The organism is Flavobacterium album, from assembly GCF_003096035.1.
Taxonomy (GTDB): domain Bacteria; phylum Bacteroidota; class Bacteroidia; order Flavobacteriales; family Flavobacteriaceae; genus Flavobacterium; species Flavobacterium album.
Genome location: NZ_CP029186.1, coordinates 758,917 through 780,173, shown reverse-complemented (window position 1 = coordinate 780,173; position 21,257 = coordinate 758,917). Strand labels below are relative to the sequence as shown.

Sequence of the window (21,257 nt, the reverse complement as noted above, 5' to 3'; positions counted from 1 at the left end):
ATGGACCTGGCTGATCTGGACATCGAATACCGGGGGATATCCTCGCTGACTCACACAAGCGGCATCAATCAACTGGTATTGTCGCACCAGTCGGAAATTGAAGAGGATAACCACGTTCCTTGCTTTTTCTGGGGAAATATTACAGAGCCTTTTTTAACGGCGCGGTGCTTGCTCACGCTGTCAAAAGTGGTTCGTTCCTCATTTACCCCAATTCCGCCGAGGCTGCTCGACCCTATCGTTTCGGCAGGTACAGGCCAGCTGCGGTTTGAGGGGTTTTCGTCCTGCAATGGCGTTTATGCCCGGTTGGACCTGCTGGAGGAAGCCATTGACGGCGAATTCATTGCCAGCGGTACAACCAATGTGGATTTTAATGAGCCGATGCTGAATGCGTTGAATGCCGTTAAAAAAGAAGAAAAAATGATACTGGGCGTGGGGAGTAAAAATGTGTCGGTAAGCACCGAAAAAGGTACGGTGACCGAAAAAAAGGTAACCCTCCCTGCACGATGGATCAAGGGGCTCACGAGCGTACAGCTCTACCTCGCCGGTATGGAAGAAAAATTCAGCCTGAACAGGATACAGATCGTGCAACTGTTTCAGAGCATCCCAAAGGGTACTACAAAAGGTGAATTTTATCTGTCGCAGCGAGCCAGCAAGTTTATGTGGTCGCCGGTCGAAAGTAAGGATGCCGTGCGTTTTGGAGGTATTGCCCGGTTGCGCCTGTTGGACGGCATTGCCACCTACTTTCAAAACATGACCATTTACCAGTCAGGTGGAGGGGAAAGTGTTGCGATCGTGGGGGACCTGGGGAAGATGAGGTTTACCCTTGCCCTGTCACCCGACAATTACAGGGGTTTTTCCGGGGAAGGCAACGTACTTGAAAACATGGCCGTTGAAGTGCCCGAAGCATGGGTGCATGCCATGAACAGCCTGCTGAAATCCAATGAGCAGTTTGATCCAACAATGCTGTCTGTTGAGCACGATGTCGCCTTTGACACGATGGATGCCCTGACGGCCTCCTTGTCTTCCATGGGCCTCCTGGGCTATGACCTGCACAGCCGCCAACATTATTACCGCCGCCTTCCTTTCAGGGCAGAACGTATCCTCTCGCTCAACCCAAGGTTAAAGAATGCGAAAAAGCTAATTGATGAAAATGGTGTTGTCTTTATTACAAAAGAACCCGGCACTATTGAAGCAAGGGTTGAAGGGACAGGCGTAAAGCATACGGTGGTCATTAAGGGCGGGCTGTCAAAATGTACCTGCGACTGGTTTACCAACCATCAGGACAAGCGCGGGTTGTGCAAGCATATCCTGGCTGTGAAGATGATGAGAGCTTAGGTTTAATATTCGATTTTAAAACAAAAAGCCCTCACATTACTGTGAAGGCTTTTATAAAACCAGTGGTCCCACCTGGGCTCGAACCAGGGACCACCTGATTATGAGTCAGGTGCTCTAACCAACTGAGCTATAGGACCGGTTTTGAGGTTGCAATATTACTACTATTTTTCATTGCATCCAAATTATTTTTGGGTATTATTTTGCACTGCCGTTCACTGTCTTGTCTATCAGCGCGAAATGTTTTTTTAGGTAGGGCACAAAATCTTTTTTAATTTTATAATCCAGCTCTTTCTCGGTGGTGATGACTTTTATCTCAGTAATGCCCGTATTGATGAGCTTTTCAAAGTTTTGCTTCATTGTTTCGGTAGTGCCGCCTTTTGGCATAAGCGCAAAAACTGCGTGGAAGGCAGCCTTGTCACAGTCGGAATCGGATATCTGGATGCATTCCATTTTTGTCCCGTCCTCCAGCGTCAGGATGATGCGGCTTTCCAATTGCCTCAGGCACCCCAGCCTGTTGTCGTTATGAATGATGTTAAGGTCGATATAATAAGTTGCCACAAGTTTTCCGGCAGTAGTGGCCGACTGGTAGCCTGCCGCAAAGAACAGCGCACCGTGCTTGCTGATGCTGTCATCCATATCAAGCTGAGGGCCTATCTGGTTATTGGTTTGCACTACGCGGCTTCCGGTAGCAGGGTCAGCATGGTTTACGAAAATAGTTTGCGCGGATGCAGCAGTGCTGATAAGCAAGAGTAAGATAATGGCTTTTAGGTTTAGTTTCATTGTATTTGGTTTTATGTGGCAGGGGGATAAAAATACAAATTTTCTTTTCGCACCTGTGATCTTTTGGTATACATTCTTTATCCCAGCTTTACCTCGCTCACCGGCGAGAAATGCCCTGTGCTTCCTGCTACGCGGCGTAAAATTGTAATGCGGTCGCACAGCCATTCGGCAGTATAATCAAAAGCAGTGAGGTCTTCTATACGGCTAAAGTCGGCCACCGGAATGTTGCGTGCAATGGTAACGTGGGGATAAACAGGTTTTTTAGGGCGTTTGGGCTTGTCCAGAATAGTCGTTTGCAGGTAGCTGCGCTTGGGCTCGGGAACAGGGTTAAGCTGTGCTGCCAGGGCAGTTACCGGCTCAGGGTTTTCTATTTTCAGGCACAATGTGCGCGAAACGCTGCCATGCTTCAGCACCTCATGCCCGGCAAGCGTGATGGTAAACGGCTCCATACCTGCAACAGCTTTCTTTACCAGTTTTATTATAGGAGCGTTGTCGGCAGCTTCCTTTTTAAAAAGCGACACATGTGCTACCGAATTGCGGTTGTAGGCTTCCAGCCCTATCATCCCGTGAAGCAGTTCCTTCATGCGGTCTACTTCCTCCTTTATGGCATCGGACGGCGAGAGCAGTATGAGGTACTCATAAACAGTCTCTTCGAAAAAGCTTAATTGTCCGGTATTCTTCCTGGCCATTTTGGGGTTTTGTGGTGCAAAAATAACGTTTTTCGCGAGAAGTTTATTTCTTTATATTGATATGGTTGTTCAGAATAAACGACACATAAGAGTGAGCACGTTTCGCTCCCCTCTCCTTGGTAGAGGGGCCGGGGGAGAGGACCTATCAGGCAAGAGTAAGCAACCCGAAACTCCAAACCCGAAACCCATCAACCCAAAAGATGCTCGGCCACCACGTTCCATTTTTGCCCGTTGTGCTGTAGCAGGTAAAAACGGTCGGCGCTGAAGGAAGCGCTGTATTTTTTATGCTGGTAAATATCCATGGCCCGGGCGTGTTGTTCCGGCGTAAGGTCGCGGTAGGCTATCGTCATGTGCGGGTGAAAGTTTCTTTCGGTATAAGGGATCGAAATATGCGGATACGCAAACTCAAATCCCTTCAGGATTGCTTTTTGCAGGCCTTCCAACTTAGGGGTCATAACGGGCTTTACATAGATCACAGGGTTGTTCTTATTGTCAAAGCTGCCGAAATCTTCCAGCTCTACAGTAAAAGGCTCCTTCTCAGGGCGAAGGTTTTCGAACCATTCCAAAAGGCTGTCGTGTTCTCGGGCTTCCAGTTTAAAAGGCGCTTTAAGGGTAATGTGCGGCATGCTTTTAAGCGCACGGCTGCTACTGTAATTTTGTGCAAAATCATTCTTGAAAGCGGTCACCTCGTCTGAAACGGTATCATGGGGAATGAGGGCTATGAAGTATAGATTTTCGCGTGACATATACAAATATAGTTTTTTATTTCTTTCAACAGGCTTCAAACGTTTTAGTTACGTAAAAGTGAAATTTTTCGAAAAAAAACCACATTTTGCCTGTCACTTTTTTAAATTTTTTGCGTCTACAAGAAAAGTAGTGATAAAAAATAATCCTGCTTGTTATATAGAATTTTATCTGATGACAATTACGTACGAAGAATTTAAGCCCACTGCCGGACTCGCGCCTTATGTAGAGTGTTATTGGGTGCAGTCATTCAGTGGGGCACCGGGAGAGGTCTCGCCGGTACAGCGATGCCTGCCGCTGGGCATGCTGGAAGTGATCATCCATGTTGATGAAAACATTGCAGATATCCTTGAAAACGGACAGGCCGGGCAGCTGCCCCGCGCTTTCTTTCATGGCATATACAACAACCCCGTTTATTGGAAAATAAAAAGTAATGCCCGCCTTTTTGGCATCCGTTTCAGGCCGGAGACATTTTCTTTACTGTTCAATGTGCCCGCCGCGTCGCTGTATTCAAGATTCGTGTGCCTCGAGCAATTTTTAGGGAAAGAGGTCATCGGGCTGCACCGGCCCCTGTATGGTGCTAAAGATTCCGCATCTATGGTTGCCCATTGCGATAGCTTCCTTTCCAAACGCTTGTCTGATCCCGAATTGCAGTATAATTATTTTACCGCAGCTGCCGACATTATCCGCAATACAAAAGGTAACATCTCTATTGAAGAAGTAAGCAATTCGATATCTGTGAGTATGCGGCAGTTGCAGCGAAGCTTCAAGGAAAACCTTGGCACCACCCCCAAAGGCTACCTGCGCATCATCCGTTTCCGCAACGCATTCTCAGCATTGCAAAGCGAGCATGAATGGGCCGACATTGCCTATGACCTTGGGTATGCAGACCAGGCACACTTCATACGGGAGTTCAGGGAGTTTGCCGGCGACGCACCTAAGAGTGTAGTGCGGAATGCGGAGCACTTCCTGAAAAGGCCGGTTGCTTTTACCGACAGCATTTTTTTGTAAGATGTCGCTTTTCTTCAATGGAGGGAAAATTCGATACAGCATCTTTGCATCACAATAATACAAACAAAGATGAAAAAGTTTTTAAAGATCGCAGGTTATATCCTGTTGGCAATTATAGTGCTGCTTGTTAGCGCGATAGCCTATATTAAGATAGCGCTGCCTAATACTGGTGAAGCGGAATATGTAACGATAGAAAGGACGCCGGAACGTATTGAACGGGGGAAATACCTCGCGAACAACGTGGCGGTGTGCATGGATTGCCACAGTACCCGCAACTGGAATCTGTACGCCGGGCCGATGGATCCGAAAGGCGTTGGAGCAGGCGGTGAGGTATTCAACCAGCAGATGGGTTTCCCGGGTGTGTTTTACGCTCCGAACATTACGCCTTATGCTTTAAAGGACTGGACCGATGGCGAACTGCTCAGGGCAATTACTACGGGTGTGGATAAAGACCGCAAGGCGCTGTTTCCGGTTATGGGCTACCACCGCTTCGGGAAGATGGATAAGGAAGATGTGTACAGCATGATCGCTTACATCCGTACATTGCCATCGGTAGAAAAAAATATACCGGAGTCAGTGCCTGATTTTCCGGTGAATATACTCATCAACACCATGCCTGCAAAGGCCGACTTCCAAAAGCGGCCTGCCGAAACGGATATCGTGAAGTATGGTGCTTATATGGTAAATGCTACAGGTTGTGTAGACTGCCACAGCAAGATGGATAAGGGCGCTATTGTTCCCGGAACCGAATTTGGCGGAGGGATGGAATTCCTGCAGCCGGGCGGCATCATACGCTCACCAAACATTACATTTGACGATGCGACAGGGATAGGCAGCTGGAGTGAAGAAGCGTTTACCGCACGTTTCAAAATGTACACGCATGCAGATTATAAGCCGGCACAAATGAAAAAGAGTGACCTCAATACGCCGATGCCATGGAACATGTATTCAGGTATGAAGGAATCCGACCTTAAGGCCATTTATGCTTACCTGAAGTCATTGAAGCCAATCAAAAATAATGTGGTGCGGTACGAAAAGAAATAGGAATTAAAGTGGCCTTGATGTAAACATTTATTTCGTTTAACAGCCGGAAATATTCTAAAGGAGAATGAAAATGCCATATTGAGCGCAGTCGAAATGCGGCATTTTTCGTTCTTATATCAACGCACGGTTATTATAAATATAGGTTTAGGTTTATTTTTTTATCAGCAAGATGCAGGTGCCCGGCGCCTGCATTTTCATTTAATCGCCTATAAGCTTCGTGATATAAACATCATTAGGCATAGCCGTTATTGCATACTTGCTTTTTCTCATAAAGCCGTGTACGGTCAGCAGCAGCTTTCTTTCAGAATCGGGGCGCATAATTACGTGGCGCGTTTCAAAGGTATCTTTGCCGTCGAGGGTATAATATATGGCATTGGTAAACCTGTACCTGATGATAATCGTGTCGTTGCTGTCAGCATCAGGCACATGGTTAAAGTACAGGAGTTTTATCTTCTTCTTCTTTTTGGGCAGTATTTCAAATGCGCGCTTTATAATTTGCACGCGTCGGGACAACCCGTTTAGTAAAGCGGTCATTTTTGTAAGGTGTATTTTAGTGGATGATGCGTTTGGGAGCCGCATTTTGTTGCATTGCGAATTTAAAAGAAGTAACCTGAAATAAGTTCTGAAAAAGCGGTTGTCTATACTTTATCTATATTTTAGGGGATGTTGTATGCTGTAAGTCAGTCTGTTTTCCATTCGGGCTGCAATGCTAATTTTAACAAAAGTTAGGGTCTTTTGCACCCGCAGATGCGTAATTTTAATTGCTTATCTCAATAAGAGCCTCCCAAAGCATGAAAGAAAAATACGACCGGTTTAAAGAATTTATAAAAGCGATAGCCATGCCGCGATGGGCCCGATGGGTCTTTCGCGGTGTATTGGTAGTTTTTTTATTTATGATTGTGGCCTATGTTTCGCTGGCCTGGTACATCAACACTCACAAGGAAGAAGTGCTCGTATCGGTTACTTCAGAATTGAATGAAGGCATAACCGGCACTATCGAGATAGGGGATATGAACCCGACCTTTCTTACCGGTTTTCCGCGCGTGTCGTTACGGCTCGAAAAGGTGGTAGTGAAGGACAGCCTTTATGCTAACCACGGCAAAATATTGCTCAAAGCCGAAAGCCTCGATATCGCGGTGAATGCAATGGCGCTGATGCGCGGCACTATTGAGATCAAAAAAATAGCTATTGCAGATGCAGCCATAACAATGTATACTGATTCTTTAGGGTATAGCAATGCATCGGTCTTTAAAAAAGGGAAGAAGTCAAAAGGGGGTGGCGGGGGCAGCTTCCCGGAACTGCGGAAGCTGGACCTGGAAAACGTAACTTTTGTTATTGATAATCAAAAATCGGGCAAGCTGTACAATTTTGCTATTGACGGGCTTAAAGGAAGCATCGACTATACTTCTGATGGATGGGATGCGGATATAAAACTAAATACCCTGGTGCACAGTATGGCTTTCAATACCCGCAAGGGCAGCTTTATAAAGGATCAAAGGGTAGCAGGAAAGTTTGATATTAGCTATAAAGATACAGACAGCCTTATTGTTATCAAAAAGAACCCGCTTGAAATCGGCGGGGAGGATTTTTCAGTAGGGGGGCGTTTTAAGACCGGTAGCCCGCAGGCAAAATTTGCCATCAACATAGAAAACAAAAGCATTCTTTGGCGTAATGCGGCCAACCTGCTTTCGCCGAATATTACCGGTAAGTTGCTGATGTTCGATATCAAAAAGCCTATTGCTGTGAAATGCGACCTCATTGGCGACTTTAACGAAAAAGGCGACCCGCTTATCCGTGTGAACGCTGATGTCAGTGATAATATCCTCGATACCCCCGGCGGCGCAGTAGATAATTGTAGTTTTTTCGGGATATTCACCAATAATCATGTAAAGGATAATGGCTTTAACGATGCCAACTCTGCCATAAAGCTTTTTGGCTTTAAAGGTGATTATTCAGGTATTCCCATTGCAATGAAAAAAGTGTATATACTCAACCTCGAAAAACCGGTTGCAGTAGGCGATTTTGCTTCAACTTTTAAAATGGAAAAACTCGGCAGTATCATCGATACCGACCTGCTAAAATTCTCAAAAGGAACTGCCGATGTTAAGCTGGATTTCAGTGCCGATATTGTGGATTTCAGGTTGTCGAAGCCATTGGTCAATGGCGTTGTTGCTATAAAGGATGCCGATGTAGGCTATGTGCCCCGAAAACTGGACTTTAAGGATATCTCGGTAGCGCTTAATTTCACGAAAGACGACCTTTTTATCAGTAAAATCATCCTCAAAAGTGGCAAAAGCACGGTAAACATGGACGGTAGCATAAAGAATTTCCTGAACCTGTATTATAGCGACCCTGCAAAAATCGTCCTGACATGGAACATCCACAGCCCGCAGCTGCATCTTGGGGAATTCATGGGTTTTTTAGGCAGCAGGCAACGGAAAGCCGTGCCGGTAAAAAAGGCCCGCAAAGGCAACATGACCGAAGACCTGAACCTGCTGTTTGAAAAGAGCAACGTCGATATGAAGCTGCGGGTAGATAAATTGTACTACAACCGCTTTTTTGCAACCGATGCCAAAGCCGACATACTGCTTACCGATAATGGTGTAGTAGTAAAAAATGCCGGGCTGAAGCACGCAGGCGGAAGCCTTATGATCAACGGTATGATGCTGCAGCAGGGAAAAGTCAACAAGTACAGCCTGGATGCCGTGATCAGCGATGTTGACATCAATAAATTCTTTTATGCCTTTAATAATTTTGGGATGGAAACCCTGAAGGCAGAGCACCTCAAAGGCCTGGTCAGTTCAAAAGCCAGCGTTACCGGAAGTATTACCGATGCCGGTGCAATGGTGCCGAAGTCCATGTATGGTACAGTGACTTTCGGGTTGAGAAAAGGTAAGCTGATTGATTTTGACCCGGTAAAGAATGTTGGCAAATTTGCCTTCCCCTTCCGCGATATGAAAAACATAGACTTTTATAACCTGAACGGGAAGTTCGACATAAAGGGCGAAAAGGTCACCATCCACCCGATGAAGATAAATTCGAGCGTACTGAACATGGATGTCGAAGGGGTTTATTCTTTTGGCAAAGGCACCGAGATCTATGTGGATGTACCGCTACGCAATCCTAAAAAAGACAAAGATATCACCGATAAGGAAGAGCTTGCCAAACGCCGGAACCGTGGTATTGTCCTCCATCTGAAGGCAGTAGACGATGAAGACGGCAAAGTAAAAGTAAAGCTGGGCGGGAAGAAGGAGTGAGAAGAGTCGGAGGTCGGAGGTCCGATACCTGAACATCCGACTTCGGACCTCCGACTTAAAGCCTCTTTACCCGTGTATCGCTTCCGAATTGCCATAGCTCTGGATCAGCTGGCCTTCATATTCCAGCCATTCGGCCCAGCGTTTATCCACGTCCACATCTTCGGCATATTTTCGGGCAAAGCCTAAAAACGTAGTATAGTGTGTAGCCTCCGAAACCATGAGGTCGTAATAGAATTTTGCCAGCTCCTTATCTTGTATGTTTTGCGACAGCACACGGAAGCGCTCGCAGCTCCTCGCTTCTATCATGGCGGCAAATAGCAGCCTGTCAATAAAAGATGTATTGCGGCTGCCATCTTTACGGGCGAATTTCATCAGTTGGTTTACATAGTCGTCACGCCTTTCACGGCCTAGGGTGTAGCCGCGCTGTTTTATAATTTCGACCACCTGCCGGAAGTGCTCCATTTCTTCCATGGCAATCTCAGCCATTTTTATTACCAGGTCGGCATGCTCCGAGTTGTTCGTGATCAGGAATATGGCGTTGGAAGCCGCTTTCTGCTCACACCAGGCATGGTCGGTAAGTATTTCTTCCAGGTTCGATTCGGCAATATTGGCCCAACGCGGGTCGGTAAGGAGTTTAAGTCCAAGCATGGTATTGAAATTATGGCGCCAAAAATACGAATTTCGGTTTAAGTTGTTACTGCGGTTATTTAGTTATACGGTTATTTGTTCAGAATAGTAAGACTCGTTATTTTCCAAATAACCGAATCAACGAATAACCAAATCCACCTGGCTCAATTCTTCCCTTCCTTCTCATTCAGATATTTCCAATACCGCTTCGGTACATGCTGAATGTGTAGCTTCATGTTCTTCCGGGCAGGTATATTCGTGCTGTTGAAATAATCCTTCCATAAAATTGAGGCAAGCTCTTCTTTCTCGTCAATAAGCTCGGCGGGGAGCAGGACTTTTTTGGTATCGATGTTGGCGACAAATTCATAAGTGATCTCGGTAACGGTGTGCAGGTCGTAGTACAGGCCGTATTTCCGTTTGATGTCGTAAATGATCCATTGCTGGTCGGCATAGCGGTCTTTAAAAAACTTCGAGACCAATGGCAGCACGTTGAAATCCGGTTCTATCGGACAGTAATAAATACCGTCGGCTGTCTTCTGGAAACGGATGAAAGCCTTCATGCGGTGCCTCTCGCGGCTTACGCTCCGTTCCATTTTTGATACGGCCATCACGTGCGGGTTGCCAAAATTACTTTCGGCACCTGCCGGATTATCAAAAATATAACGGGCAAAGTCAAATAAGTGCTGGAACGTTGAGGGATCTTCCGAAAGATGGGTTTTGTAAAATTTCATGGCCCATTCCGGTGCCAGCTTTTTCCGTAAGCCATCCCACACCCGCTTTGCCTTTGCTTCATCGTTAATGATATCAAGGGTTTCCTCCAGCATGGCAGGCTGGTAATATTTGTTCCATACTAACCGGACCGCCTTTTCCCTACGGTCATAAAATTCGAATATCGCGGTAAGCAGCCCTTCAAAAGAGCCGTCAAAAATATATGTGGTCATTTCCGGCAAAATTTAAAATTTAAAAAAGGCTCAACTGCGATTGCGGTACTTTCAGGTATTTGCTGGTGCTTTCGGCGAGGATGAGGTTCTTCAGGTGCGGCGCATCCGGCTCGTTCAGCATGAAGGCGCTATCCGCACAACGGATAAAATGCTTTGCCCGGCTGTAGGCAATGCCTATTTTTTGCAGCTGGCCGCTACGCAGTTTCCCGAATTTGCGTGCCTGGACTATCTTTTGCGCCGACCGGACGCCAATGCCCGGTACACGCAATATCATACGGTAATCTGCCGTATTGATGTCCACCGGAAACTGCTCCAGGTTGCGCAGTGCCCAACTCAGCTTAGGGTCGATGTCGGTATCCAGGTGCGGATTTTTGGGGTTTAACAATTCCTGCACGCCAAAACCGTAAAACCGCATTAGCCAGTCGGTTTGGTACAGCCGGTTTTCCCGGAGCAGGGGAGGCTGGCTGCCAATAACAGGCATGCGCGTATCATAGCTTATAGGGATATAGCCTGAATAATAAACTCTTTTGAGGCTGTAATTTTTATAATACTGGTCGGCGCTGTACATGATCTCCATATCCGTTTCGGGCGTTGCGCCTATTACCATCTGGGTACTTTGCCCGGCAGGAACGAATTTCGGGATACTTTTTATCAGGCCGGTCTTTTTTTCATCTTTGAATTGTGTGATGGTGTCTTTTATAAAACCCAACGGCTTTTTCACTTCTTCATGCGATTTATCAGGAGCGAGGAGCTTAAGCCCGGTCTCGGTTGGCATCTCAAGGTTGATGCTCATCCTGTCGGCATACAGCCCTGCTTCGGTAAGCAGCTCCGGACTTGCCCCGGGTATAGTTTTAAGATGAATGTAGCCGTTGAAACGCTCTTCGAGGCGCAGTTTTTTTACAATGCGCACAAGGCGTTCCATAGTGAAGTCGGCATTCTTGAAAATACCTGAGCTAAGGAACAGTCCCTCAATATAGTTACGACGGTAAAAGCTCATGGTAAGCTCTACGACTTCATCAACGGTAAAGGCCGCACGTTTTACATCATTGCTTTTACGGGAAACGCAAAAAGCACAGTCAAAAATACAGTGGTTGGTAAGTAATATTTTCAGCAGCGAAACACATCGCCCGTCTTCGGTATAGGTATGGCAAATTCCATTGCTGCTGTCACCAATTCCCTTGTTGTCATTCTTACGGTTCCCGCCGCTGGAAGAGCACGAGACATCGTACTTTGCTGCATCCGCTAATATTCCCAATTTCTTCCTAATTCTGTCATGCATAGTAGAATATTTTCTTCAAAAATAATCGAAAAAAATATAATACTTAAATTATCAAGTGATTTTTTTAGGGTTTTTTACGGTTAAACTGTTACTAATGTAACAAAAGTGATTTAAAAATAGGTTTGGTATACAAATTTTTATAATATTTGAACCCTAAAAAAATATTTTTAACATGGATTTAGCATATGAATTTTGAAAATTAACAAATAAAATATAAATTTCATTTGAATTGAAACGATTGAGTAAGGTATTTTGAACAAAATTTAAAAGTAAGAAACACTACCGAAATTCTTAAGGGAATATATTATTTGATTAACATTTAATTTTATATTTGCCCGCGGAATTAAGGTACTGTAAACGAAGTCCTTAAAACTAAAATAGAAGCCCCTAAAAAAAATGCACGATTAAGCTGGAAGTTATGAAAAAAATTCTATTCTTTGCTGTCCTACTATCCTCACTAGCAGGGTTTAGTCAGGTAATTACGGTTAACACCACCCAGACCCCCAACCAACTCGTAAACAACGTTTTGGTTGACAACTCCTGTCTGGTACAAATTTCGAATATCGTTACAAGCACAGGGTCCAATTTTGGGTCTTCCAACGGTATTGGCTCTTATCAAAATACTAACCCGGCTTTTCCTGTAACCTCGTCAGGCTTACTATTGACGACAGGCCAGGCATCGCTTTCTCCGGGTCCGAACAATACGATTTTGAGCAATGGCGGCTCCTCAGCAACTTGGATCGGTAATCCGCAGCTGGAAGCAACACTTGCGGCATCAGGAATAAACATCCTGTCTAAAAATGCCACATTATTCCAGTTCGACTTTATTCCTAACTCTGCCAACTTCGGCTTCGATTTCCTTTTTGCTTCAGAAGAATACGGCGCGTTCCAGTGTACGTCTAACGATGCTTTCGTGGTGCTTCTTGATAATCTTGACGATGCAGCGGGCCCGTTCAACGTAGCGCTTGTGCCTTCTACAAACCAGCCGGTTACTGTTGGCAACATCAGGAATTTCCAGTTCCTTTCTACATGCCCGTCTCAAAATGACGCATGGTTTGGCGTATTTAACGGCGGTGCTAACGCGGCCGGCGCTGCGATAAACTATAATGGGCAAACCAAGCTGATGCATGCGGGCGGTACACTTGTGCCAAATGCGCATTACCGTATCAAATTCATCATTGCGGATGATGGCCGGGAATTTGGTACCGATGGTGACTATGACTCTGCGGTGTTCATCCCGGCGGGAAGCCTTAACCTTGGGCAAAAAGTCTTTGCACAGGATTTTACCGGTAGCAATGCACTATGTGCCGGGCAGTCGTATGTATTGAATACAAACCTTGACCCTTCAATTTATACTTTCCAGTGGAAACAGAATACCACAGTACTTCCCGAAACGGGGCCGGCGCTTGCGGTAGATGAGCCGGGTACTTATACAGTTACCATAAGCCGCCCGGGACTTGGGTGTGTAACATCGCAATCTATAGTAATAGAATACAGGCCGGATATACCGGCGGCCCAGCCGGTAAACCTGTACAGGTGTGAAACGACTTCGCCTACCTACACGTATGACCTTTCGGCGAATACTCCTATACTAACACAGGGCCTTCCCAGCAATACCGTGGTAACCTACCATGATACGCAGGATAATGCTAATGGCGATGCCGGTGCACTGCCAACTAACTATACTAGTGCGCCCGGCGTTACAATATGGGCCAGGGTTGAAAATCCGGATACAGGATGTTTCACGCTAAGGTCATTCCAGCTGCTTACATCCCCGCCGCCTGTGGCCAACGCAGTGCCTAACATTACTTTGTGTGAAACTACACAGGGCTCAAACAGCGCGGTATTCAATCTGAACCAGCAGGATGCGACTATATTGGGAGCGCAGCCGTTGAATGAGAATACCATCAGCTACTATACCTCTATGGCAGCGGCTAACCTTGGCACACCGGCAATTGATACACCGGCCAGCTTTACAGGTACAAACCAGACCATATATGCCAGGATACAAAAAACATTCGACCCGCAGTGTTACTCAATAACAACGTTTAATCTTGTTGTTACGCCGCTTCCTGTGCTTCCTGCCCCGGCTACCATCAATGCTTGTAACAGCTATACGCTTCCTGCATTGACTACAGGTAATTACTATACCGGTAATGGTGGTACGGGAGCAATGATCGCTGCCGGAACAGTGCTTACTTCGTCGCAGACTGTTTATGCATATGCCCAGTCAGGTGGTACGCCGAACTGTGCCAACCAGTCGGTGCTTACCATTAATATTATTACTGCCTCTACTGCACCGCAAAACGTAACGGCTTGCCAAAGCTATACGCTGCCTGCCCTGGGCCCTGGTGAAGAATACCATACTGCTGCAAACGGCGGAGGTACAATTTTAGCTCCCGGCACGGTTATTACTTCAACACAAACAATATATTTCTTTATACCTGCAGCAGCTTCGTGTACGGCAAATAACAGCTTTGTTGTAACGATCACTACTACGCCGGTTGTGACGACCTTGCCTAACGTGACGCAGTGCGGCCAGTATGTGCTCCCTACATTGCCTAATGGCCAGCGCTATTACACCGGCCCGAACGGTACTGGTACACAGCTTGCCAACGGTGCGATCATCACGACATCGCAAACAATCTATATTTATACATCGAACCCTGCCAACCCTGCATGTACTGCGCAAAGCAGCTTTGTGGCGAACATCAGTGTGGTTGAAGTAGATGAAAGAGACGACCAGGTAAGGTGTGGAAACTACCAGCTTACCAATCTAAGTTCAGGAAATTATTTTACAGGCCCGGGCGGGACAGGAACACAATTGTTTGCCGGACAAAATATAAATACTTCACAGACTATTTATATCTATGCGGTAAGCCCTACGAATCCGGCTTGTTTTGATGAAGATAGTTTTGTTGTAACGATTCATCCTGTACCGGTATTGTTAACCATTCCGGACAAAACAGCATGTACAAGCTATACGCTGCCTCCATTGCCTGCTAACGTATCCTATTATTCAGGCCCGCTTGGTACCGGAACTGTAATTCCTGCCGGTACTGTACTTACAGCATCACAGCATATTTATGCTTATACCGACCCGAACGAATTTGGGTGCAGGAGGCAAAGGGACTTTATGGTGACCATCATCGATGTTTCTACGGTTTTACCGGATGATGTTATTTCATGTAATTCCTATACATTGCCGGCATTGTCTATGGGGCAGTACTTTACAGGTCCATACCCAACAGGGACGCAGCTGGCTCCGGGCACGAACATAACGAGCACTCAGGATATATGGGTTCGTATAACTTCGAACACCACTCCGGTGTGCGTGTCTGAGGACAAGTTTACAGTTACGATAAAGCCAAACCCTCTTATGCCTGCCGTGCCTGATGTTATTGCTTGTGGCAGCTATACCCTGCCTCCGATAAACGTTACCAACGGTACTGCCAACTATTATACAGGAAACCAGGGTACAGGTACCATCCTTCCTCCCGGAACGGTGATAACATCTACCCAGCTCATATATATGTATGCGCAAAGCGGAGGTACGCCAAACTGTACGCGCCAGAGGACCTTCACGGTTAATATAATCCAAAACGGCACTATTGCGCCCCAAAATATTACATCATGCGGCCCTTATACGCTGCCTGCCCTTGAAGTTGGTGATTATTTTACGGCTGCCAATGGTGGCGGTACGCTCATACCGGCAGGTACAGCGGTGGGAACATCACAAACCATCTACACTTACGCGAACGTAAACTCGGGTGCCAACTGTACAACAAATAACAGCTTCCAGCTTACAATAAACCCTGTGCTGGTAGCCGATGACCCTGCAGATGTGGTGACGTGCGTGCCTTATGCATTGCCGGCGCTTACCAACGGAAATTATTTTACAGGCCCTGGCGGGACCGGCACACAGCTGGCAGCCGGTACTGTAATTACAGATACCCAGACATTATACGTATACAATTCGGTGCCTAATACAGAGAACTGTGTGGCAGAGCATGACTTTACGATCACTGTTGAGGAAATCGACGTCCAGGATTTTCCGGATGTATTGGTGTGCGATGGATATGTGTTACCAGCACTTCCGTTAGGAAACTATTATACAGGGCCGGGCGGAACCGGTACGCAGCTGAATGCCGGCGACCTTATCAGTACCGACCAGACCATATATATGTATGCTACCACTACCACTACGCCACCGTGTAGCGATGAGGAAAGTTTTACAGTAACTATCAAGCCGGCACCGGTTATTGATAATCCGGGTAATGCCGCTTCATGCGGTCCTTATACGCTGCCTGCGCTGACAAACGGTAATTATTATACAGGCCCTGGTGGTACAGGAAGTATGTATCCTGCCGGACAGGTGATAACCGAAACTACACAATTATACATATACGATCATACAGGAGGCACGCCAGACTGTAGCGCCGAGAACCCGTTCCTGGTTGTTATCAACCCTGGACCGCCTGCAGACGTATCTAAATGTGGCCAATATATACTTCCGACACTTGATGTAGGTAACTACTTCACAGGCCCTGCCGGTACCGGTACGCCGAAGTTTGCCGGAGACATAATTACAACTACACAGGATATGTATGTGTACGTAAACCTTGGCCCAGGTGTGAACTGTACGGACAACAACAAGTTTACGATAACCATTACGCCATACCCTGTACTCGATCCTGTTGCCGATGTGGCGATATGTGATAACTATGAGCTTCCTGCACTATCTGTAGGTAACTACTATACAGGCCCTAACGGAACCGGCAACATGCTTGCGGCGGGAGACTTTATTACATCGACACAAACAGTTTATGTTTATGCGGTAAACGGCGCTACACCTGCGTGTCCAACGGAGACAAGCTTCCTGGTGACTATATACAACACGCCACTGGTAGACGCACGTTCGGATGTATTGGCTTGCGGAAGCTATGTTCTTGATGAGCTTATCGTAGGTAACTACTTTACAGGCCCGGGCGGTACAGGCACACCTAAATTTGCAGGGGATGTGATCGATACAACCCAGACACTCTATATCTACGGCGCATCGGGTACCAACCCTAACTGTGCAGGCGAGAACAGCTTCCTTATTGAGGTATTCCAGGTGAACCCTGACGATCCGGCTGATGTAGAAGTATGTGACAGCTATACGCTTCCGGCGCTTACCGAGGGTGCATATTACGCAAACCCTGGCGGGCCGGATCCGCTTGATCCAACGGCTAACCCTGAGATACCGGCAGGTACAGTACTGACTGCTCCTTATGATGCCGATATGTATGTATACTCGCAAACCGGCGGTACAAGGATCAACTGTAACTCGGAGAATGCGTTCCATATCAAGATCAATGAAACGCCTGTGGTTGACGATACTCAGGGTGACGTGGCCCAGTGTACACCATTTGTGTTGCCAGCACTGACTGTAGGTACCTATTATACCGGCCCTGGCGGAACAGGTAGTGTGATTGCCGAGGGGACATCAATTACAACACCTACTGATATATACATTTACGCGGCTACGGGAACTAACAATATGTGTTTTGACGAGCACCACTACTTTGTGGATGTGAATATTGTAACTGTACCGGAAAGACAAGATGTTGTAGCCTGCGGACAGTATATACTTCCTGCGCTTCCTGCAAGTGACGGTAATTATTATACTGCAACCAATGGTGGAGGCACAATGCTTAACCCTGGTGATGTAATAAACACTACCGGCCCGAATACGATATATATATACAAACAGGCCGGCACAACAGTGATCTGTAGCGACGAATCTGACTTTGTGGTAACTATTATCCAGGCTCCGGTGCCTCAGCCTACCGATCCGTTGGTAGAGTGTGGTATTGACGACCTTGGCCATGCAATATTTAACCTTGTTCCTGCTGTTACACAGATGCTTGGCGGACAGCCGAATGCGGTTGCAACAGTACACGAAACGCTTATAGATGCACAATTTGGCAACCTCCCGATCTCGGACGACCCTAACGCAGAAATAAACACAGGTGAATACCGCAATGTCTTTGCGAACAACCAGACGCTTTATGTAAGGCTGGAGTCGACATTGACAGATTGCTACACGGTAGGCCAGATACAGCTTATCGTTAACCCACGCCCAGTTGCTACAGAGCCTGAGCCATACGAACTGTGCGACAATGGTGCTAACGATACGGATGGTATAGCAATATTTGACCTTACAACAAAAGATACTGAGATATTAGGTACGCTTAACCCGACACAGTTTGTAGTAAGCTACTTTAATAATGTTGATGGGGATATCGCCACACCGGCAAGCTATCCAAGCGCAACTGATCTTATCTCGGCAAAGGTGACAAACCTGGCTACAGGATGCTTTGATATCGTGCCATTGCAGCTTACAGTGAACCCGCTTCCGGTAGCTAACAACCCGGCTCCATATTCACTATGCGACATCAATGCATCTGGTGATGAGATCGAGGTATTTGACCTTACTACGAAAATTGAAGAGATCATCGGCCTTCAGGATGGTATTAATGTAACCTTCTTCCATAACAATGCAGATGCGGTTGCAGGAACAGGCCCAAGCCAGATACTAAACCCTGATGCCTATACGAACACTGCAGCTGTTGAGGCTATCTTTGTGAGGGTAGAAACAGAAGCTACAGGATGTTACAGGATTGTACTTCTTGACGTGAGGGTAGAACCGGTACCGGTACTGACACCGCCGACAGATGAAGACCTTACTGTTTGTGATACTGATGGAAATGGTATTGGGGTATTCGACCTTAATGCGCTTGTAGCAGATATGGTAAATGGCGGCCCGAACCTCCAGGTGACTTTCCACCTGACATGGCAGGACGCTATGGATGGCAACAACCCGATAACCGGCGACCTTGCCAACTATCATAACGTAAATCCGTACTTACAGTTTATATATGTAAGGGTAGTGAATACTGTTACGGGCTGTACAAGGCTGGAGCCGTACACCTTTACATTAAGGGTGGAGCCGGCACCACAGGCGCCGGAGGATCTTGAAGACCTCGTGCAGTGTGACGACCAGGATGCTAACGGCCAGGATGGCAAAGCGTTCTTTGACCTTACGGTACAGGATGCTGTAATCCATGCGGCTTTAGATCCGACTACTCCTGTGTTCACAATACATTATTTTGTGAGCGAGGCTAATGCCAATAACGGTGCGCCAAGGATAACCAACCCTGCACATTATAACGGTACAGACGGCCAGACGATATGGGTAAGGGTAGAAACTCCGGATAATGAATGTTACAGCCTGACCTCATTCCAGCTGGAGCTGAACAAGCCCCTGCTGATCACAACACCAACCATTATGGCTGTATGTAATGAGAGCCTTGCACCGACAGGTACCAATAACGATGGTATAACACAATTTGATCTTACATCAAAAGATGACGAGATACTGGGAATATTTGGCATAGGCCATGGCAACATTGTAAGCTACTTTGTTACCGACCCTCGTGTTGACCTTACCGCAACGCCTATTGCGAACCCTGAAGCGTATACAAATCTTGGGCCTCCGATGAACAACCCGCAAACATTGTTTGTAATGGTAACAACTCCGGACGGATGTAAGAGCTATACCACGCTGACGATAAAAGTGCTTCCGTTGCCGGTACCTGATACTACCCCGGACCCACTTGTACAGTGTGACGTTAACGGCTCGCCTGACGGAATGGAGATATTCGACCTTACCGCTGCGGCTGCCGATATCAGGAATGGTGATGCATCGATGGTGCTTACCTACTATGAGACTGAAGCAGATGCTAACAACAGGGTGAACCAGATACCGAACATTACTGCCTACAACAGCGGCAGCAGGACAATATGGGTGAGGGCAGAAGCCAACACCGGTAATGCGTCAGACCCTGTGTGCTTCCAGGTCGTGTCTTTCGAGCTTATCGTAAACATGCTTCCTGAACTTGGTAATGCAGGTGTGATAGAGCCGTATGCGATATGTGAAGTGAATACCGATGGTATAGCTACTTTCGACTTCAATACTCACATGGACGAAATACTTGGTGCAGGTGCAGACCCTGCGGATTACACCGTAAGGTTCTACAGGAATGCGGCGGATATGGCTAACAATATTGCAATGCCGTACATCTATACCAACACAAGTTCGCCAAACGTGCAGAATATCATTGTACGTGTTAAGAATAATGATACCGGATGTATAAACACGGCGCCGCTTACACTTCTTGTGGAAGAAGCAGCTATTGCAAATCCTATAACGACGACGTTCTTTGAATGTGACTATGACGGAACCAATGATGGAAGGTTTACTTTTGACCTTACTGTTGTTGAGCCTGAAGTGTTGGGTACGCAAAGCCCTGCGACGTACAGTGTGAAATACTATACTTCACTTGAAGATGCACAGGATGATGTAAATGCGATAGCAACTCCTACGGCTTACCTTAGCACACCGGATTACCAGATGATCTGGGTAAGGGTAACCAACGAATCTACGGTAAGCGGATGTAACGACATTACTACACTTGAATTATTCGTAGAGCGCATCCCTGAACCGGAATTAACGACCGACCATACTACGGTTTGTATCGACTTTGTAACGAATCAACCGGTACGTAAAGCGACTATCAATTCAGGCCTTGATGCAACACATATATTTGTGTGGACTCATGATGGCGCTGTAATGACAGGCGAAAACGGACCTACCATCACAGTTGGAGAACCGGGAAGCTATAATGTGGTAGCTACCAGCGCTACAGGATGTGTATCTGACCCTATTGCTCCTATCGTAATTGAGAAGAGCGGGCCGGCAAGTCCGATAACATCTACCGGTTATGTTGTAGGCAATCCGTTTAGCGACGACCAGGTGATAACAGTGCTTGTGGATGGTTATGGTGAATACCAGTACAGCCTTGACAACGGCCCTTGGCAGAACTCGAACGTGTTTGAGAATGTGTCTCCTTACCCTGTAAGCGACGATCAGTTAGGCCACATCATCCATGTGAGGGATATCGCTACAGCTGACCCATGTGACGACCTTAACCTGATACTTGACCTTGAAAATGTAAGCCCGATAGACTTCCCTAACTTCTTTACACCGAACGGGGATGGTTATCACGATTACTGGCAGCCATTCGGACTGTGGGATCAGCCGGCTGTGGTTTACATCTTCGACCGTTACGGCAAGCTGCTGAAACAGATCAGCACAAGCCCTGACTCAAACGGATGGGATGGTACGTTCAACGGCCAGCCAATGCCGGGCGACGACTACTGGTTCACGATACAGTACACAGTAGGCACCGAGACAAGAGAATTCAAGTCGCACTTCGCGCTTAAGCGTTAAGCGATAAAGAATAGATAATTAAAAGGGCTTCCGGTTTTTCGGAAGCCCTTTTTGGTTTTTTGTGGTTTAATTATGATTCTACAACGAGGCAAAGACGTTGCATTGCAATGTCTAAGGCAAAAATATAAGGCTCCAGGAATTTTGAAACACCGCATGTCGTGCTAAACATGAAAAAGGATGTTAACGGTAGAGACGCATTGAATGCGTCTAACA

12 protein-coding genes and 1 tRNA gene are annotated in these 21,257 nt (G+C 46.6%); 5 read left to right on the top strand and 8 right to left on the bottom strand.

Going from position 1 to position 21,257, the window contains the following annotated elements; genetic code table 11:
• The gene (locus HYN59_RS03480; RefSeq protein WP_108776938.1) at nucleotides 1-1,335 is read left to right on the top strand and encodes an SWIM zinc finger family protein; all 1,335 of its coding nucleotides are present in this window, start codon (nucleotides 1-3) and stop codon (nucleotides 1,333-1,335) included.
• Nucleotides 1,336-1,398: 63 nt separating this feature from the next.
• Here the strand turns inward: HYN59_RS03480 and HYN59_RS03475 are convergent.
• The 4 genes from HYN59_RS03475 to HYN59_RS03460 form a co-directional block, all read right to left on the bottom strand.
• A tRNA-Ile gene (locus HYN59_RS03475) sits at nucleotides 1,399-1,472 on the bottom strand.
• A 58-nt stretch (nucleotides 1,473-1,530) separates the two neighbouring features.
• Entirely contained in the window at nucleotides 1,531-2,115 is a 585-nt protein-coding gene (locus tag HYN59_RS03470) for a hypothetical protein (protein WP_108776937.1), read from the bottom strand.
• Nucleotides 2,116-2,192: 77 nt separating this feature from the next.
• Nucleotides 2,193-2,804: a 2'-5' RNA ligase family protein gene (locus tag HYN59_RS03465; protein WP_108776936.1), complete on the bottom strand. Its 612-nt coding sequence runs from the start codon at nucleotides 2,802-2,804 to the stop codon at nucleotides 2,193-2,195.
• A gap of 188 nt (nucleotides 2,805-2,992) precedes the next feature.
• Nucleotides 2,993-3,550, bottom strand: a complete 558-nt coding sequence (locus HYN59_RS03460) for a 2'-5' RNA ligase family protein (protein WP_108776935.1) — start codon at nucleotides 3,548-3,550, stop codon at nucleotides 2,993-2,995.
• A gap of 172 nt (nucleotides 3,551-3,722) precedes the next feature.
• Here HYN59_RS03460 and HYN59_RS03455 point away from each other — a divergent pair, with 172 nt between their 5' ends.
• Both HYN59_RS03455 and HYN59_RS03450 read left to right on the top strand, forming a co-directional pair.
• The gene (locus tag HYN59_RS03455; RefSeq protein WP_181369501.1) at nucleotides 3,723-4,559 is read left to right on the top strand and encodes a helix-turn-helix transcriptional regulator; all 837 of its coding nucleotides are present in this window, start codon (nucleotides 3,723-3,725) and stop codon (nucleotides 4,557-4,559) included.
• A 69-nt stretch (nucleotides 4,560-4,628) separates the two neighbouring features.
• A complete protein-coding gene (locus HYN59_RS03450; RefSeq protein WP_108776933.1) occupies nucleotides 4,629-5,603 on the top strand; it encodes a c-type cytochrome in 975 nt (324 codons plus the stop codon).
• Between the two features lie 198 nt (nucleotides 5,604-5,801).
• Here HYN59_RS03450 and HYN59_RS03445 read toward each other — a convergent pair whose 3' ends face one another.
• Nucleotides 5,802-6,137 (bottom strand): hypothetical protein, encoded by a 336-nt coding sequence (locus tag HYN59_RS03445; RefSeq protein WP_146185852.1) that lies wholly within the window; start codon nucleotides 6,135-6,137, stop codon nucleotides 5,802-5,804.
• Between the two features lie 257 nt (nucleotides 6,138-6,394).
• Between HYN59_RS03445 and HYN59_RS03440 the strand changes: the two genes are divergently transcribed.
• The gene (locus HYN59_RS03440) at nucleotides 6,395-8,860 is read left to right on the top strand and encodes an AsmA family protein (RefSeq protein ID WP_219928791.1); all 2,466 of its coding nucleotides are present in this window, start codon (nucleotides 6,395-6,397) and stop codon (nucleotides 8,858-8,860) included.
• Between the two features lie 66 nt (nucleotides 8,861-8,926).
• On the opposite strand, the gene HYN59_RS03435 is transcribed toward HYN59_RS03440, so the two are convergent.
• From HYN59_RS03435 to HYN59_RS03425, 3 genes are all read right to left on the bottom strand, one after another.
• The gene (locus HYN59_RS03435; protein ID WP_108776931.1) at nucleotides 8,927-9,508 is read right to left on the bottom strand and encodes a MiaE family protein; all 582 of its coding nucleotides are present in this window, start codon (nucleotides 9,506-9,508) and stop codon (nucleotides 8,927-8,929) included.
• Between the two features lie 143 nt (nucleotides 9,509-9,651).
• Nucleotides 9,652-10,428 carry a TIGR03915 family putative DNA repair protein gene (locus tag HYN59_RS03430; protein ID WP_108776930.1) on the bottom strand — a complete coding sequence of 259 codons (777 nt, stop codon included), beginning with the start codon at nucleotides 10,426-10,428 and terminating at the stop codon, nucleotides 9,652-9,654.
• A gap of 19 nt (nucleotides 10,429-10,447) precedes the next feature.
• Nucleotides 10,448-11,707, bottom strand: coding sequence for a putative DNA modification/repair radical SAM protein (locus tag HYN59_RS03425; protein WP_108776929.1), 1,260 nt, complete (start codon nucleotides 11,705-11,707; stop codon nucleotides 10,448-10,450).
• A 418-nt stretch (nucleotides 11,708-12,125) separates the two neighbouring features.
• Here HYN59_RS03425 and HYN59_RS03420 point away from each other — a divergent pair, with 418 nt between their 5' ends.
• On the top strand, nucleotides 12,126-21,044 hold the full coding sequence (locus HYN59_RS03420) for a T9SS type B sorting domain-containing protein (RefSeq protein WP_146185851.1): 8,919 nt from the start codon (nucleotides 12,126-12,128) through the stop codon (nucleotides 21,042-21,044).
• Nucleotides 21,045-21,257 lie beyond the last annotated feature (213 nt).

Coding starts and splice junctions, on each gene's coding strand:
- HYN59_RS03425 (WP_108776929.1), bottom strand. CDS start 11,707: ATGCATGACAGAATTAGGAAGAAATTGGGAATATTAGCGGATGCAGCA.
- HYN59_RS03440 (WP_219928791.1), top strand. CDS start 6,395: ATGAAAGAAAAATACGACCGGTTTAAAGAATTTATAAAAGCGATAGCC.
- HYN59_RS03470 (WP_108776937.1), bottom strand. CDS start 2,115: ATGAAACTAAACCTAAAAGCCATTATCTTACTCTTGCTTATCAGCACT.
- HYN59_RS03480 (WP_108776938.1), top strand. CDS start 1: ATGGACCTGGCTGATCTGGACATCGAATACCGGGGGATATCCTCGCTG.
- HYN59_RS03445 (WP_146185852.1), bottom strand. CDS start 6,137: ATGACCGCTTTACTAAACGGGTTGTCCCGACGCGTGCAAATTATAAAG.
- HYN59_RS03455 (WP_181369501.1), top strand. CDS start 3,723: ATGACAATTACGTACGAAGAATTTAAGCCCACTGCCGGACTCGCGCCT.
- HYN59_RS03465 (WP_108776936.1), bottom strand. CDS start 2,804: ATGGCCAGGAAGAATACCGGACAATTAAGCTTTTTCGAAGAGACTGTT.
- HYN59_RS03430 (WP_108776930.1), bottom strand. CDS start 10,428: ATGACCACATATATTTTTGACGGCTCTTTTGAAGGGCTGCTTACCGCG.
- HYN59_RS03450 (WP_108776933.1), top strand. CDS start 4,629: ATGAAAAAGTTTTTAAAGATCGCAGGTTATATCCTGTTGGCAATTATA.
- HYN59_RS03420 (WP_146185851.1), top strand. CDS start 12,126: ATGAAAAAAATTCTATTCTTTGCTGTCCTACTATCCTCACTAGCAGGG.
- HYN59_RS03460 (WP_108776935.1), bottom strand. CDS start 3,550: ATGTCACGCGAAAATCTATACTTCATAGCCCTCATTCCCCATGATACC.
- HYN59_RS03435 (WP_108776931.1), bottom strand. CDS start 9,508: ATGCTTGGACTTAAACTCCTTACCGACCCGCGTTGGGCCAATATTGCC.